The organism is Hamadaea flava (genome assembly GCF_024172085.1).
GTDB lineage: Bacteria > Actinomycetota > Actinomycetes > Mycobacteriales > Micromonosporaceae > Hamadaea > Hamadaea flava.
In genome coordinates this window covers 22,527-40,028 of sequence record NZ_JAMZDZ010000001.1, presented here as the reverse complement: position 1 = coordinate 40,028, position 17,502 = coordinate 22,527, and the positions used below count along the sequence as shown (strand labels likewise).

Genomic DNA, 17,502 nt, shown 5'->3' with positions numbered 1-17,502 from the left:
ATGCCCGCGGAGTACGACGAGGTCGACGGCGCTGACGACGGGGTGGAGCCGATCGCCGTGATCGGCTTGGCCGCCCGCGTCCCGGGCGCGTCCGATGTCGAGGAGTTCTGGCGCAACTTGCTGGACGGCGTCGAGTCGGTCTCCCGGTTCGACCGTGACGAGCAGTTGGCCCGGGGCGTCTCGGCGGCCGATCTGGACGATCCGAGCTGGGTGTCGGCCGCGCCGGTGCTGGAGAAGTTCGACCACTTCGACGCCGAGCTGTTCGGGATGACCGAGCAGGAGGCGCGGCTGGCCGATCCGCAGCACCGGCTGCTGCTGGAGACGGTGCACGCCGCACTGGAGAACGCGGGCTACGACCCCGCCCGGTACGCCGGTGACATCGGCCTGTTCTGCGGCGCGGGCGGCAATCAGTACCACTGGGAGTACCTCGCCGAGGACGCTCCCCTGTGGGCGGCGCACCGGGGCAGCCTGGCTGTCGCGATCGGCAATTCGCCCAGCTACCTGGCGACGATGGCGTCGTACAAGCTGAACCTGCGCGGTCCGAGTCTGGCCGTGCACACCGCTTGCTCCACCTCGCTGGTGGCCATCCATCTGGCGTGTGAGTCGCTGCGCAACGGCGAGTGCGACGCGGCGCTGGCGGGTGGCGTGTCGGTGGAGCTGCCGCACGCCGTCGGCTATCGGGGCAGCGACGGGTTCCTGTCGGACGACGGGCACTGCCGCCCGTTCGACGCCGAGGCCGGCGGCACGCTGTGGGGCAGCGGCGTCGGCGTCGTGATGCTCAAGCGGCTGGCCGACGCGATCGCCGACGGCGACACGATCCGGGCGGTCGTGCGCGGCAGCGCGGTCAACAACGACGGCGCGGCGAAGGTCGGCTTCTCCGCCCCGAGCGTCTCCGGCCAGCAGCAGGTCGTCGAGCACGCGCTGGACGCGGCCGGGGTCGACCCGCGCACGATCGGCTACGTCGAGGCGCACGGGACCGGGACTGCGCTCGGTGACCCGATCGAGGTACGCGCGTTGACTCGGGCGTATGGCCGGGACACGGCCGACGTCGGCTGGTGCGGGTTGGGCACGGTGAAGGCGAACATCGGCCACCTGAGCCAGGCCGCCGGCGTCGTCGGCTTCATCAAGGCCGCGTTGACCGTCGAACGTGGGCTCGTGCCGCCGACGATCAACATCGAGCAGCCGACCCCGGCGATCGACTTCGGCAAGACCCCGTTCCGCCTGGTCACCTCGGTGGCGGGGTGGCCCGCCGAGGAATGGCCCCGGCGCGCGGCCGTCAGCTCGTTCGGCATCGGCGGGACGAACGCGCACGCCATCCTCGAACAGCCGCCCGCCCACGTTCCTGCCACGCGCAACGTCCAGCCACGGCTGCTGCGGCTGTCGGCCATGTCGCCGGAGGCGCTGCGGGAGTCCGCCCAGCGGCTGTCCGCGAATCTGACCGACCAGAACCTGGACGACGTCGCGTACACCCTCGGAATGGGACGGGCGGAGCATCCGCACCGGGCGTTCGTCGTCGCCGAGAACCTCGGCGCGGCGGCCGCAGCGCTCGCTGACCGCAAAAGCCTCAAGCCGTCGGTCGCGAGTGGACACCGGACGGTCGCGTTCCTGCTGTCCGGGCAGGGCGCCCAGTACGCCGGGATGGCCGCCGAGCTGTACGAGCACGAGCCGGTGTTCCGGGAGGCGATCCAGTCCCTCGGCGCGGCTGAGCTGCTGAGCCTGGACGAGGACAAGCTCCGCCAGACCCAGTACGCCCAACCGGCGCTGTTCGCCGTCGAGTACGCGCTGGCGCGTACCTGGGAGAGCTGGGGCGTGACGCCGTCGGCGCTGCTGGGCCACTCGATCGGCGAGTATGTCGCCGCGACCCTGGCCGGGGTGTTCGCACCGGCGGACGCGATGCGCCTGGTCACCGAGCGCGGCCGGTTGATGCAGCAGTTGCCGCCGGGCGCGATGCTCGCGGTGCAGCTGGACGAAGCCGACGTCGTCGGGCAGTTGCCCGAGGCGCTGAGCGTGGCCGCGATCAACGGGCCGGGGACGTGTGTGGTCGCTGGGCCGGCCGACGCGGTGGAGACGTTCGCGGAGAAGCTGAAGGCCGACGGGATCGGCTCCCGGGCGCTGCGTACGTCGCACGCGTTCCACTCGGCGATGACCGAGCCCATCCTCGACGAGTTCGCCCGGGTGGTGGCGGCGGTGCCACGGCGTACGCCGGTGATTCCGTTCGTCTCGAACGTCACCGGGGAGTGGATCACCGCCGAGGACGCGGTGGACCCGATGTACTGGGCGCGGCACATCCGGCGGCCGGTGCGGTTCGGCGACGGGCTGCGTACGCTGCTCGCCGGGGATCCGGTGCTGCTGGAGTGCGGACCGGGACGGCAGCTCGCCGGGCTCGCCTGGTTGCAGCTCGGCCGCGACGCCGTCCCACCGCAACGCAGCCTGCCCGGAGTCGGAGAGAAGGCCGGGGATCTGGCCACCCTCGCCCAGGCCGCCGGGGCGCTGTGGGCCGCCGGTGTCCCCGTCGCCGGGGACGCGTTCACCGGGGACGGCCACCGCGTTCCGCTGCCCGGGTACGCGTACCAGCGCAAGCGCTACTGGGTGACGCCGAGCGCCGCGCCCAAGGCGGCGGCCAAACCCGCCTCGGGCGGCCGGCTGCCGCTGGAGCGCTGGTTCGCCGAACCGGTGTGGCGTCAGCACACCACATCGCCGTCCGCGCTCACCGGCGACGCGTACGTTCTGTCCGGCGGTCCGCGCGGCGACGCCCTCGCCGATGCCTTGGGCGCGACCGTGCTCCGTGCGGTCGCCGTCCCCACCGGACAGTGCACCGTGGTGCATGCGCTCGCGCTGGACGCCGACGACGACTGCTACCTCAACGCACTGGCGCTGGTGCAGGCGATCGCCGCCGAGGACGCGTCCGATCGAGTCCGGGTGGTGCTGGTCAGCCGGTCGGCTGAGGACGTGCTCGGCGGCGATCTGACGATGCCGCAGCATGCGACGCTCGCCGGGATCAGCCGGGTCGTGCCGCTCGAACTGCCCGCCCTGGCCGTGCGGCGGATCGACGTCGACGACAGCGTCGCGCCGGGATCGCTGGCCGCCGAGGTCGGCCGGGACGACCTGCCGGAGGTGGCGCTGCGCGGCAGGCGGCGGTGGTCGCTCGCGTACGAGCAGGTCACGCTGCCCGAGGGCGACGGGCCGCTGCGCGACGGCGGTCGCTATCTGATCACCGGCGGTCTCGGCGGCATCGGCCTCACTCTCGCCGAGGATCTCGCGGCGCGGTTCCACGCCCGGCTCGTCCTGATCGGACGGTCCGCGCCCACGCCGGCCGCCGCCGCGGCGATCGCCCGCATGGAGGCCACCGGCGGCCAGGTCGTCACGGTCGCCGCCGACGTCACCGATCCACAAGCCTTGCAACTGGTACGCCAAGAGGCGCAGGCGGCCTTCGGCGGGCTCGACGGCATCGTGCACGCCGCCGGGGTGGCCGGTGGAGCGATGGTGGAGGTCGCCGACCCGGCCGGCAGCCGAGCCGTCCTGGGGCCGAAGGTCGACGGGACCCGGGCGCTGCACGAGGTGTTCGGCGATCTGGAGCTGGACTTCGTCGCCCTGTGCTCCTCGGTGACCGCCGTCGCCGGTGCACTCGGCCAGGCCGACTACTGCGCGGCCAACGCCTTCCTCGACGCGTACGCGCGCAGCACGCACGGCTGGCGTACCCGGGTGGTGTCGTTGAACTGGGGCGGCTGGAGCGAGGTCGGCATGGCCGCGCAGACTCCGGCCCCGGCGGCGTTGTCGGCGTTGCGCGAGGCGGGCCAGCCGATGGCGCACCCGATGCTGACCACGCTGGGCGAGGGCGAATGCTCCGGCGTCCTGTCGCCGCAGTCGCACTGGCTGCTCGACGAGCACCGGATCGGCGGCGTGCCGGTGGTGCCCGGGACGGCGCACCTGGAGGCGGCCCGCGCCGCTGCCGCGGCGCTCCTGCCGCCACCGGCGGACGGGCACGTGCTGGAGCTGCGGGACGTCACGTTCCTGCGGCCGGTCCGGGTCGACGGCGCGTCGATCCGCTACTCGGTACGCGTCGACGCCGACGGCGAGTTCAGCGTCCACGACGGCGGTCCGGGGGCGGCGGTCACAGGTTCGGCCCGCTGGGTTCCCGCCGTCGTAGCGGCGTTCGACACGGGCGCGGCCGACCGGTGTCCTTCCGAGGAGGCGGTGGCGCACAGCCACAGCGGCGTGGTCGAGTTCGGTCCCCGCTGGGCGGCGCTGGCCGAGCATCGGGTCGGCTCGAACGAGGAGCTGGCGTTGCTGCGCGCGCCCGAGGCGGCCCTGGCCGATCTGCGCCGGTGGACGCTGCACCCCGCACTGCTGGACGTGGCGACCGCGTACGGCCGTCATCGTGGTCAGGGCAGCTATCTGCCGCTGGGCTACGGCCGGGTCGTCGCGTACGCGCCGCTGCCCGCCGAGTTCCGCAGTCACCTGCGGCATCGCGTGGACGGCTCGGGCGGTGAGGTGATCGCCGCCGACCTGACGCTGGCCGACCTCGACGGGCGGGTGCTGGTCGAGATCGAGGACTTCGTGCTGCGGCGGGTCGATCCGGCCACGCTCACGACGCCGCCCGCCTCCGCAGCGGCGACCGGGATGACCGGCACAGGGGATGCGCCGAAGAACGACGGCGCGATCTCGCCCGCCGAAGGCGCGGACGCGTTCCGCCGGGCGCTCGCGGCCGGCGCGACGCAGCTGGTCATCCATCCGCGTACCGTTGAGGATCTGCTGGAACACCGGATCGTCGTCGCCGACGAGGAGACCCCGGCGACGGTAGCGGCGGACGCGTCCGGGTCGATGACCGACCTGGAGGCGGCGATCGCGGCGGTGTGGCGGCACGTCCTCGGGGTCGAGGTGATCGACGTCGACGACGACTTCTTCGCCCTCGGCGGGAACTCGCTGGTCGCGGTCCAGCTGATCGCGCAGACCCGGACGGCGACCGGCGTACGCGTGCCGATGCGCAGCCTGTTCGACGCGCCGACGGTGGCGGGGCAGGCGGCGGTCGCGGCCAAGCTCCGGTCCGCCGCTACGGAGACACCGTCGCCGACCGCAACTGCGTCGGCGACGGGCGAGACGGCTGTGCCAACCTCGACTGCTGAGCCGGTGAGCACGACGACCATCCCCCGTCTCGCGCGATGACCGAGTGGGTCTTCGCCGCTTCGCTGGACCAGGAACGGATCTGGGTCGCCGACCGGCTCAGTGACGGCCGCCCGGTCTACAACGTCCCGGCGGCGGTACGCCTGACCGGCCCGGGCGTCGACGGCGACGTGGTCGAGGCGGCGGTGCGGCTGCTCGTCGAACGGCACGAGACGCTGCGTACGGCGCTGCGGGAGAACCCTGACGGCGGCGTCGACCAGGTGATCCACCGGTCGGCGCCGATCGACGTCGGCCGGCTCGACTTCAGCGGTCTGCCCCGAGCCGAGGCCGACCGCCGGGTCGGCGACCTCATCGCCGAGTACGCCGCCCGCCCCATCCCGCTGGAGCAGGCTCCCCTGTGGCGGGCCGTGCTGGCGCAGGTCGCGCCGGCGGACTACTGGCTGGTCTTCGTCGCGCATCATGCGATCTTCGACGCAGCGTCCTATGTGGTCTTCCGGACCGACTTGACCGCGCTCGTCGAGGCGGTCGCGGGCGGCGAGCCGCCGAAGCTGCCCGACCTGCCGATCCAGTACGCCGATTACGCCGCCTGGCAACGTGGCCGCCTCGACGACCCCACGCTCGCCGAGGATCTGGCGTACTGGCGGGCCCAGCTCGACGAGCTGCCGCCGGTGCACGCCCTGCCGACCGACCGGCCACGGCGACCCGGACCGGCGGCCGACGGCGGTCAGGTCCGGCTGCCGTTGCCGCCCGATCTGGCCGAGGCGGTACGCCGTCAGGCGGCCGGGGCCCGCACCACCCCGTTCACCGTCTACCTGGCCGGATTCGTGGCACTGCTGCGCCGGCTGACCGGCCGGGCGGACGTCGTCGTGGGCGTACCCGTGTCCGGGCGCGACCTGCCGGAGCTGGCCGGGCTGATCGGGATGTTCGTCAACACCCTGGTGCTGCGGGTGCCCGTGCCCCGCCATCCGGCGTACGCCGAGATCCTGCGCGCGACCCGCGACGCGATGGCCGAAGCCCTCGACCATCGGCAGGTGCCGTTCCAGACCCTGGTGGAGGCGCTGGCGCCGGACCGGGACCCGGGCGTGGCGCCACTCTGCCAGCTCGCCTTCAACTACCTGCCCGAGTCGGGCAACGAGCCGGTCCACAACGGCACGGCCAAGGACGATCTCGCGATCGAGGTCTCCGCCGACGATCTGCGCCTGGTGTACCGATCGGACCTGTTCGACGAGACGAGCGCCGACCTCCTCGCACAGCGGTATCTGCGCCTGCTCAGCGCCGCGCTTCGAGACCCCACGACCGGGATCGGCGAGCTGTCACTGGAGACCGCGGACGAGCAGGCCGAACGCGTGCGCCTGTCGCAAGGGCCGCCGCTGACGCCGCGCAGCATTCTTGAGGCGACCGACGCGACCGTGGTGGCCCCGGACGGCACGCTCACCGGACCGGAGCTGACCGAGCGCGCCGACCGGCTCGCGGCCCGGCTGCGGACGTACGGGGCGGGGCCGGAGCGCGTCGTCGCCGTGTGTGTGCCGCGCTCGGCGGCGGCCGTGGTCGCGTTCCTCGCCGTGCTCAAGTCCGGGGCGGCGTACCTGCCGATCGACCCGCAGCTGCCCGACGCGCGCATCGACCTGCTGCTCGCCGACGCGCAGCCGGTGGTGTGGCTGTCTACAGCCGACCGTCCGGGTCTGCCATGGGTCGACGTGGACGCCGATCACCCCGCTGCGGATCCTCCGCGGTGGACGGCGCATCGCGACCAGCTTGCTTACGTCCTCTACACCTCGGGTTCGACCGGCACTCCGAAAGCCGCGATGATCACCCGCGACGGACTGGACAACACGCTCACCGGGCAGGTCGGCCTGTTCGGGGTGACGGCGCAGTCGCGGGTGGCGCAGCTCGCCCCGCTGTCGTTCGACGTGTCGATCTCGGAGATGGGCACCGCGTTGCTCGCCGGAGCCACCCTCGTGGTCCCGCCGGCCGACCTCGTCCCCATCGGCGAACCGCTGGCGGCGTGGCTTACCGAACAGCGGGTCAGCCACGTCCAGCTGTCCCCCGCCGTCCTCGGCAGCCTGCCGACGTCCGGGTCGACGCCCGGGTTGCCGACGGTGTCGGCGCTGGTCGTCGGCTCCGAGTCCTGCCCGCCGGAACTGGCCGAACGCTGGTCGCCCGGGCGGCGGATGCTCAACGCGTACGGGCCGACCGAGACCGCCGACACCGTCACGACCTGGCCGATCGACCTCGATCGGATCGGCGGCTCGGTCCCGATCGGCCGCCCCGTTCCACAGACCACTGTCCACGTTCTCGACGAACGGCTTCGCCCGGTGCCCGCCGGTGTCGTCGGCGAACTCTACGTTCAGGGGCCGGGCGTCGGCCGCGGCTACCTCAATCGGCCCGGGCTGACCGCCACCCGGTTCGTCCCCAGCCCGTTCGGCCCGCCCGGCGACCGCATGTACCGCACCGGCGACGTCGTCCGCTGGCGCGACGGGGTCCTGGAATTCCTCGGGCGCGCCGACGGCCAGGTCCAGCTGCGCGGCATCCGCGTCGAGCCCGGCGAGGTCGAGGCCGCGCTCGCCGCGCTGCCCGGCGTCGGCTCCGCGGTGGTCGTCGTCCGCGAAGATCGGCTCATCGGGTACGCCGTGGGCAGCGACCTGGATCCGTCGGCTTTGGAGCGGCAGCTGGCCGAGACCCTGCCGCGTCACCTGGTTCCGGCCGCCGTCGTGGTACTCGGCGAACTCCCGTTGACCCGCAACGGAAAGGTCGATCGCCGGGCACTGCCGGAGCCTGTCGCGCTCGACCAGCCGGCGGCGATCCGGCCGCCGGAAGACGCGCGCGTCGCGCTGCTGTGTGAGCTGTTCGCCGGGGTGCTGGGCCGGGACACGGTCGGCCCCGACGACGGCTTCTTCCGGCTCGGCGGCGACAGCATCACCGCGTTGCAGCTGGTGAGCCGGGCTCGCGCAGCGGGGCTGGGACTGGCGTTGGACGCCGTCTTCCGGCACAAGACGCCGTCCGCGCTCGCCGCCGCCGCGACGGCCGCCGACGTGGCGCCCGCGGGAGTGCCCGACGCCGGCCCGGTACCGATGACGCCGATCGTCGAGTGGCTTCGGGACTCGGGCGGCGACATCACCGACTACGCCCAGTCCACAGTGGTCGCCACCCCCTCCGGTCTGACCGAGGAACGGTTGATCGCCGGGCTCCAGCAGGTGCTCGATCGGCACGGCGCGCTGCGGATGAGGCTGATCCGCGACGGCGACGACTGGCGGCTGGAGATCCCGCCACCGGGCACGGTAGCGGCCGAACTGGGCGGCACGATCGATCCCGAGAGCAGCCGCATGATCGCCGCCGAATGGGACGGCGACCGGCTCCGGCTCACCGCCCACCACCTCGCGGTCGACGCCGTGTCCTGGCGAATCCTGCTGGACGATCTGGCCGCCGCCGTGGCGGGTCAGTCGCTCACCCCGCCGCCGGTGGCGTACCGGCACTGGGCGACGACGCTGACCTCTGCCGCTGCGACGGCCGAAGCCGACAGGGAGTCGGCGTACTGGCACTCGGTCACCGACACCGTCCCGGCGGTGCTGCCCGGCGCGCTCCTCGATCCCCGCCGCGACACGTACGCGTCCGCCCGCCGCCAGGTGCTGACGGTCGACGCCGCCCGGCTGCTCGACGAGGTGCCCGCCGCCTTCCACGCCAAACCTGACGAGGTTCTCCTGGCGGCGCTCGCGTCGGCGGTGGCCGACTGGCGGCGTACGCCCGGGGCCGTGCTGGTGGACCGCGAGACGCACGGCCGAGAAGATCCGGCGCTCGACCTGTCCGCCACGGTCGGCTGGCTCACCTGCGTCCACCCGGTACGCCTCGACGCCGGTGACACCGGACCGGCGACCGCCGTGAAACGGATCAAGGAAGAGGTGCGTTCGGTGCCCGGCAGCGGCCGGGGATTCGGGCTGCTCCGCCAGCACGGCCACGTCCTGCCGGACGCCCAGATCGGCTTCAACTACCTCGGCCGGTACGCCCTGGCTGATTCCCCCGAGGATAGCGGCGATGTTGGCCCGAAGCCGTGGACGCCTGTGTCGGCGGCGGACGCACTCGGGCTGGACGCCGGGGACCTGCCGCTCCCGCATCCGATCGAGATCGACGCGCTCGCGACCGACGGGCCGCACGGCGTACGCCTGAGCATCACCCTTACGACCGCACCCGCGCTGGTCAGCACGGAGGACGCCGACCGGTTCGCCGACTGCCTCGCAACCGCGCTGCGCCGCCTGTCCACTCTGGAGCGCGGCGGGCACAGCCCGGCCGACTTCCCGCTCGTCGAACTGACCCAGGACGACGTACACCGGCTGGAGACGGCGTACCCGGGGCTGGCCGACGTGCTGCCACTGTCGCCGTTGCAGCACGGACTGGCGTTCCACGCCGGCCTGAGCGACACCGGGCCGAGCGACACCGGGCCGAGCGACACCGGCCTGAGCGACACCGGGCCGACCGAGTCCGGCCTGAGCGACACCGGGCCGACGGACGACGCTGAGCCTGCCAGGGAGGCCGAGTCAACCAGGGACGTCGACGACGTGTACGCCGTCCAACTTGTCGCGACCCTGCCCGGCGACGTCGACGAGCAGCGACTGCGGGACGCCTTCGCGAGCCTGCTGCGGCGGCACGAGAACCTGCGGGCTGCGATCGTGACCGAGGGCCTGCGGGAGCCGGTCCAGGTGATCACGGATGTGACGCAGGTTCCGTTCCGGACGGTCGCCGGGGACTCGTCGGCGGCGGCCACGCAGGATCTCGCCGAGCGCTTCGATCTCACTTGCCCGCCGTTGCTGCGCGCGACCCTGGTCCGCGTTCCCGATGGCGGGCACCGGCTGGTGCTCACCAACCACCATGTGCTGCTGGACGGCTGGTCGACCCCGATCCTGCTGCGCGAACTGATGGCGCTCTACCGAGGCGACGAGCTGCCGCCTGCGCGGCCTTATCGGGAGTATCTGGCCTGGCTCGCGACCCAGGACGGCGACGCGGCACTGGGCGCCTGGCGTGACGCGCTCGCCGACCTCGCTGGTCCGCTGCACATCGCCCCGGACGAGCAGGCTCGGCGACGTGCCCCCAGGCCCGCGACGCTCACGACGACGTTGTCCGAGGCGCGCACGGCAGCCCTCACGGAACGGCTACGCGACCTCGGTGTCACTCTCAACACGGCGGTTCAGGCGGCCTGGGCGGCCGCGGTCGGCGGGCTCGCCGGACGGGACGACGTCGTCTTCGGCACGACGGTCGCCGGGCGCCCGCCGGAGCTGCCCGAGGTCGAGGACATGGTCGGGCTGTTCATCAACACGCTGCCGACCCGGGTACGCCTGCGCCCGGCCGAGCCGCTCGGCGAGCTGCTGCGCCGGATCCAGTCCGAGCAGGCGGCGCTACTGCCCCACCAGTACGCCGGCCTGGCCGACGTGCAGCGCACGGCTGGGCACGGCGACCTGTTCGACACCGCGATCGTCATCGAGAACTACCCCGACATCGACGTCCTACGAGCCGGCCCGGCAGCGGAACCGACGGCCGCCGCCGAGTCGATCAGGGCGGCCGGGGAACGATCAGGGTCTCCGGGACACGACACACCGGCCGACAACGACCATAAGTTCATGATCAACGGCGTAGACGACGTCACGCATTACACGTTGGATCTGACCGTCGTGCCCGGGCGTCGGCTGCATCTGCGTCTGGCGTACCGCTTGGATCTGCTGGACCGCGAGGTGGCGGTGGCGACCGCGGACCGGTTCGAACGCTTCCTGGCGATGATCGCCGCGGACCCGGGGCAACCGGTCGCGCGGTTCGAGCCGGAGCCTGACCGGGCGACGATCCTGGCGGCCGGGCGTGGCCCCGACCTGGCCGTGGAGCAGGCGTCGCTGGCACAGGTGGTGGCGCGACACGCCGCCCGAACGCCGGGCCGGATCGCGGTGATCGCGGGCGGGACGCGTCTGACCTACGCGGAGCTGGTCGCGGCCGCTAGTACGGGGGCCGCTGCGCTGCGCGAACGAGGCGCGGGACCGGGCACATCGGTGGGGCTGGCGTTGCCGCGCGGCGCGGAACTGGCCGTGGCGGCGCTGGCGATCGCGCAGACCGGCGCGGCCTGCCTGCCGATCGACGTCGAGTATCCGCCCGAGCGGATCGCGTTCATGCTGGCCGACGCGCAGCCGGTTACCATTGTGGACACACCACTCCCCCGCGCTGATGAGCCCGGTGCCGGTGAGCCTCGGGCCGATCACGAGCCGCATCCGGGCGAGACCGCGTTCCTGCTCTACACGTCCGGTTCCACCGGGACGCCCAAGGCCGTCGTCGTCGCCCATACCGGACTGTCCAACATGGCGGCAGTCCAAGTCGGACGATTCGCCGTGACCGCCGACGCCCGGGTCTCGCAGTTGGCGGCATTCGGGTTCGACGCGGCGATCTCGGAGCTGTGCACCGCCTGGTACGCCGGCGCGGCGCTGGTCCTGCCGGCACCGGGCGAGGTCCTCGTGGGCGAGGCGCTGGCCGAGTGGCTGACCGTGCACGAAGTCACCCATGCGCAGCTGACCCCGACGGTGCTCGGGTCGATCCCGGCCGACCGCGGACTGCCGACGGTGACCACCTTGGTCGTCGGCGGGGAGGCGTGCCCGCAGGAGCTGGTGGATCGGTGGGCGCCGGGCCGGTTGATGGTCAACACCTACGGGCCGACCGAGGCGGGCGACAGCGTCAGCCTGTGGGACTGCGTACCGGGGCGGCCGGTGGCGCTGATCGGCGACGCGATCCCGAACACGACGGTGTTTCTGCTGGACAGCGCGTTGCGGCCGGTGCCGGACGGGGTGGTCGGCGAGGTGTACGTCGCCGGGGACAGCCTCGCGTCCGGGTATCAGCGCCGGGCCGGGCTGACCGCGTCGCGGTTCGTGGCCTGCCCGTTCGGGCCGCCCGGCGGGCGCATGTATCGGACCGGCGACCTGGCTCGGCGTACGTCGGCCGGGATGGAGTTCGCCGGGCGCGGCGACGGCCAGGTCAAGCTGGGCGGCGTACGCGTCGAGCTGGGCGAGGTGGAGGCGGCGCTCGCGGCTCAGCCGGGCGTGCTGGCCGCCGTCGCGACGGTGATCGCAGATCGGCTGATCGGCTTCGTCACCGGGTCCGATCTGGACGGCGGCGCGCTGCGAACCGCCGTGGCGCGGCAACTGCCCCGCGCGATGATCCCCGCCGCCGTGGTGGTGCTCGACGCGTTTCCCCTGTCCCCCAACGGAAAGCTCGACCATCGCGCGTTGGCACAGTCGGCCCCGGCAACGGCTGCGGCGTCGGGACGAGCTGCCCGCAACCCGCGCGAGGAGTTGCTGGCCCGATTCATCGCCGAGGTGCTCGATCGGCCCGGCACCGGCCCGGACGATCACTTCTTCCTGCTCGGGGGCGACTCGCTCGCGGCGGCGCGCCTGGTCGCCCGCGCTCGGTCGGCCTTCCCCGGCATCACCGTCCGCGACGTCTTCGACCATCCGACCGCAGCCGACCTCGACCGGGGACTGGCCGGACGCGGGGCCGCACCGGTGCGTCCGCCGATCACGCCCGCCGCACGCGCCTCCAGCGTCCCCTTGTCGTACGCGCAACGCCGGTTCTGGTTCCTCGACGAGCTGCACGGGCCGGCCGGCGCGGCGAAGCTGACCCTGCCGATGCGGCTGACCGCCGACGAGGCGGCCGTGCTGGCCGAGGCGCTCGGCGACGTAGTGGCGCGGCACGAGATCCTGCGGACCGTGTACGCACCGGCCGACGGCGTGCCGTCGCAGCGGATTCTGCCGTCCTGGCAGCCGCCGGTCGCCCGGGTCTCGGCGACCGAGCCGCTGGCCCTGGTGCTCACGGCGTTGGCGGCCGAGCCGATGGATCTGGCCGCGCCCCCACTACGGGCACATCTGGTCGACACCCCGGACGGCGCGGTCGCGCTGCTCGTCGTCCACCACATCGCGGCCGACGGCTGGTCGATGGACGTGCTCGAAACCGACCTGCGTACGGCGTTGGCCGCCCGGGTCGCCGGGCGCCCGCCGAGGTGGACTCCCCTGCCCGTACAGTACGCCGACTACACGCACTGGCAGCGCTCCGCCTCCCCCGGCTCGTTGGCGTACTGGCAGACCGCGTTGGCCGGGCTGCCGCCGGAGATCGCCCTCCCGGGCGACCGATCCCGGCCGGCTGAGCCGTCGGCGGCGGGCGGGACCGCGACCGGATTCGTGGACGCGGGTCTGCATGGGCGGCTGCTCGACGCGGCGCGGGCGACCGGCACGACGCTGTTCATGGTGCTCCAGGCGGGGCTGGCGGCGCTGCTGTCGCGGCTCGGCGGCGGCGCGGACATCCCGCTCGGCACTCCGGTCGCCGGGCGTACGGACGCCGCCTTGGACCAGCTCGTCGGCTGTTTCGTCAACTTCCTCGTACTGCGGACCGACCTCAGCGGCGACCCGAGCCTGCGGGTGCTGCTCGATCGCGTACGCACCGCTGACGTGGCCGCCTTCGACCACGCGGAGACGCCGTTCGAGGCGGTCGTCGAGGCGGTCAACCCACCGCGCGGTGCGGCCCGGCATCCGCTGTTCCAGGTGGTGATCTCCACGCTGACCCGCGTCGGCGACGGCGTGGGCGACCTGCCGCCGGTGGACCCGGGGACGGCCCAGTTCGACCTGTTCCTCGAATGCGTCGAACACCGCCGGAGCGACGGGTCGGCGGCCGGGATCACCTGCCATCTCGGGTACGCCGCCGACCTGTTCGACCCGGCGACGGCCGACCTGCTGCTGGCGCGGCTGATCCGGTTGCTGGACGGCGCTGTGGCGGACCTGGACCGGCCGCTGGGTCGGCTGCCGCTGGCGACACCGGGAGCGCCCGTGTCGGCGCTGGCCGGACCGGTGGTGACTGTTCCGGCGGGGTCCATCGTGGACTGGTTCCGCGAGTGGGCCGCCCGTACCCCGGAGGCTCCCGCTATCGTCACCGCTGACGAGACCTGGAGTTACGACCGGCTGCTGGATCGGGTCGGCGCGGTGACCGGTGAGCTGCGGGCGGCCGGAGCCGGACCAGGCCGCCTGATCGCCGTCGACCAGCCCCGTGCCCCCGAGTTGATCGCGACGCTGCTGGCCGTCCTGGCGACGGGGGCGGCGTACGTGCCGATCGATCCGAGCCATCCCGAGGGACGGCGACGGCACATCCTCGACGACTCCGGCGCCGCCTTCTCGTTCGCCGAACCGGCTCCCACACACCGTCCGGAGTTCCGGCCCGACGAGGCGGCGTACGCGATCTACACGTCCGCCTCGACCGGCCCGGCCAAGGGCGTACTGGTGCCGCACGGCGCGCTGGCGAACCTGGTCGCGGGGATGGCCGACCGGCTCGGGCTGGCTCCCGGCGAGCGGCTGCTGGCGGTCAGCTCGGCCGCGTTCGACATGTCGGTGCCCGAGTTGTTCGCCCCGCTGGTCCAGGGTGCGACGGTCGTGCTGAGCGGCGACCGGGATCCGGTCGCGGTCGCGGCGCTGGCCGAGGCCGCCGCGGTGACCGTGGTCCACGCGACTCCGGCGTTGTGGTCGGCGCTCCTCGACGTGGCTCCCGACCTGTGCCGGCGCGTACGCCGGTTCGCTGGAGCCGAGGCGCTGCCCGCCGGGCTGGCCGACCGGCTCGCCCCGATCACGAATCTCTACGGTCCGACCGAGACGACGGTGTGGTCCACCTCGGACGAGGTCACCGGCGGCGAGGCGAACCCGCCGATCGGCACCCCGCTGCCGAACACGCAGGCGTACGTGCTCGACTCGGCGTTGCAGCCGGTCCCGGTGGGCGTCGCCGGCGAGCTGTATCTGGCCGGAGCAGGGTTGGCGCGCGGCTATCTGGGCAAGCCGGACCTGACCGCCGTTCGCTTCGTCGTCTGCCCGTTCGGCCCACCCGGACAGCGCATGTACCGGACCGGCGATCTGGCGCGGCTCCGTCCGGACGGGCGGCTGGAGTACCTCGGCCGGGCCGACGAGCAGCTGAAACTGCGCGGCTATCGGATCGAGCCCGGCGAGGTCGAGTACGCGCTGACCGCGCTGCCGGGGGTGACGAGGGCGGTCGTGATCGTCCGCGACGAGCACCTGATCGCGTACGCCACCGGGCGTGATCTCGACGGAGCCGAGCTGCGGCAGGCGCTGGCGCGCACGCTGCCGGGGTACCTCGTCCCGTCGGCCGTCGTGGTGCTGGACGAGCTGCCGTTGACCCCGAACGGCAAGGTCGACCGGCGGGCACTGCCGTCGCCGCCGTCGCAGCGCGTCGAGACACAGCCTCGCTCCGCCGCCGAAGCGGCGTTGTGCGCGTTGTTCGCCGAAGTTCTGGGGGTGGACCGGGTCGGGCCGGACGACGACTTCTTCACCCTCGGCGGGCATTCCCTGCTGGCGGCCCGGCTGATCGCGCGGGCGCGGACAGCATTGGGCCGGGAGGTGTCGCTGCGGGATCTGCTGGACCGGCCGACGCCGGCCGGGCTCGCCGATGCGCACCGCAGCGGCGGTGGCAGCAGCAGCGATGGCGGCGGTGGCAGCGACTACGACGTGCTGCTCCCCCTGCGGACGACCGGCGATCGGGCTCCCCTGTTCTGCCTGCCGCCGGTGCTCGGCTTGGGCTGGAGTTTCGCCGGGCTGCTGACGCACCTCGAACCCGACCGGCCGGTGTACGCCATCCAGTCGCCCGGCCTATCCGGCGACCGGCCGCTCGCGGCGAGCCTCGACGACCTGGTCACCACGTACGCCGAGGTCATCCGGCAGGTCGCCCCGGACGGGCCGGTGCACCTGCTCGGCTGGTCGTTCGGCGGGCTCGTGGCGCACGCGGTCGCCGCCCGGCGGCAGCAGGACGGGGCCGAGCCGGGGATCGTCGCGCTGCTCGACGCGTACCCGCCGGAGCCGGGTGAGCCGATACCGCCCGCGCCCGACGCCGCCTGGAGTCATGTGGTGGCGAACAACCTCCGGCTCGCCGGAACCTGCACCGACCTGCCCGTACGCAAGGGCGACACGATCCTGTTCACCGCCGGGCACGACCATCCAGCCGGCGCGCCGGTCGACGCGTGGGCCGGTCGTCTCGACGGCGACCTGCGCGTGCACCCGGTCGACTGCGACCACGACGGCATGACGTCGCCTTCGGCACTGGCCGTCGTCGGCCCGCTCCTCACCACCGCACTGTCCGGATCAGACCCCGGAGGACTACCGTGACCAATCCGTTCGACGACCCCGAGGGCACGTTCCTGGTGCTCGTGAACGACGAAGGCCAGCACTCGCTGTGGCCCGCGTTCGCCGACGTGCCCGCCGGGTGGACCACCGTGCTGTCCGCCTCGCCGCGCGACGCCGCCCTCGCGTACGTGGAGGAGCACTGGACTGACCTGCGCCCCCGCTCACTCGCCGCACACCTCGACGCCGCACACCTCGACGCTGCGCACTTCGATGGCGCGCACGTCGATGTCACAGTGGACGGTGCGCGATGATCGAGGCCACCGGGCTGCGCAAGAGCTTCCGCTCCGGCGGTGACGTCGTGGAGGCGGTCCAGGGCCTCGACCTGAAGGTGGCCGGCGGCGAGATCTTCGGTCTGCTCGGGCCGAACGGCGCGGGCAAGACCACGACGCTGCGGATGCTGACGACGCTGACCAAACCCGACGGTGGACAAGCGACCGTCGCGGGCGCGGACCTGATCGCCCGCCCGCGCGAGGTGCGACGCCGGATCGGCTTCGTCGCGCAGGGCCAGTGGACCTGGAGCACACTGACCGCCCGCGAAGAGCTCATCATGCAGGCCCGCCTCTACGGCCTGCGGAAATCCGAAGCCGCGGTGCGCGCCGAGCAGGCCATCGCCGACTTCGGCATGACCGCGTTCGCCGACCGGATCTGCCGCACCTACTCGGGCGGGCAACGCCGCCGGGTCGACATCGCCCTCGGCATCGTCCACTCGCCACAGGTGCTGTTCCTCGACGAGCCCACCAGTGGGCTCGACCCGCAGAGCCGCGCGCATCTGTGGGACGAGGTCCGCCGCCTGCGCGACGCCGGGACCACCATCGTGCTCACCACGCACTATCTGGAGGAGGCCGACGCGCTGTGCGACCGGGTCGCGATCGTCGACCACGGCCGCGTGGTCGACCTCGGCTCGCCCCGGGCGCTCAAGGACGGCATCTCCGGCGACGTGGTCACCCTGGGCGTCTCCGACCCCGCCTCCGCGCTGGACCTGCTCTCCTCAGACGAAGGGGTACGCACCGCGGAGATCCACGGCGACGTCATCCGGCTCGTGGTCGGACAGGGCGCGCAGACCGCGCCCCTGCTGCTGAAGCGGCTGTACGACGCCGGCGTCACGCTGACCAGCATCGAGGTGCACCAGCCGAGCCTCGACGACGTCTTCCTCGCCCGCACCGGGCGTTCCCTGCGCGACCGCGCCGAATAGACGGGA

At 73.3% G+C, this 17,502-nt stretch carries 4 protein-coding genes; all 4 read left to right on the top strand.

The window, feature by feature from the left end:
* Genes HDA40_RS00110 through HDA40_RS00095 form a run of 4 tightly spaced genes read left to right on the top strand, consistent with a single transcriptional unit; the run spans position 1 to position 17,496 of the window.
* Entirely contained in the window at positions 1–5,163 is a 5,163-nt protein-coding gene (locus HDA40_RS00110) for a type I polyketide synthase (protein WP_253749783.1), read from the top strand.
* Positions 5,160–16,286 carry a non-ribosomal peptide synthetase gene (locus HDA40_RS00105; protein WP_253749780.1) on the top strand — a complete coding sequence of 3,709 codons (11,127 nt, stop codon included), beginning with the start codon at positions 5,160–5,162 and terminating at the stop codon, positions 16,284–16,286. The genes HDA40_RS00110 and HDA40_RS00105 overlap by 4 nt, the downstream gene beginning before the upstream one ends.
* Positions 16,283–16,555, top strand: coding sequence for an MbtH family protein (locus HDA40_RS00100; RefSeq protein WP_253749777.1), 273 nt, complete (start codon positions 16,283–16,285; stop codon positions 16,553–16,555). Before HDA40_RS00105 ends, HDA40_RS00100 begins: the two co-directional genes overlap by 4 nt.
* Positions 16,552–17,496, top strand: a complete 945-nt coding sequence (locus HDA40_RS00095) for an ATP-binding cassette domain-containing protein (RefSeq protein WP_253749774.1) — start codon at positions 16,552–16,554, stop codon at positions 17,494–17,496. The genes HDA40_RS00100 and HDA40_RS00095 overlap by 4 nt, the downstream gene beginning before the upstream one ends.
* Positions 17,497–17,502 lie beyond the last annotated feature (6 nt).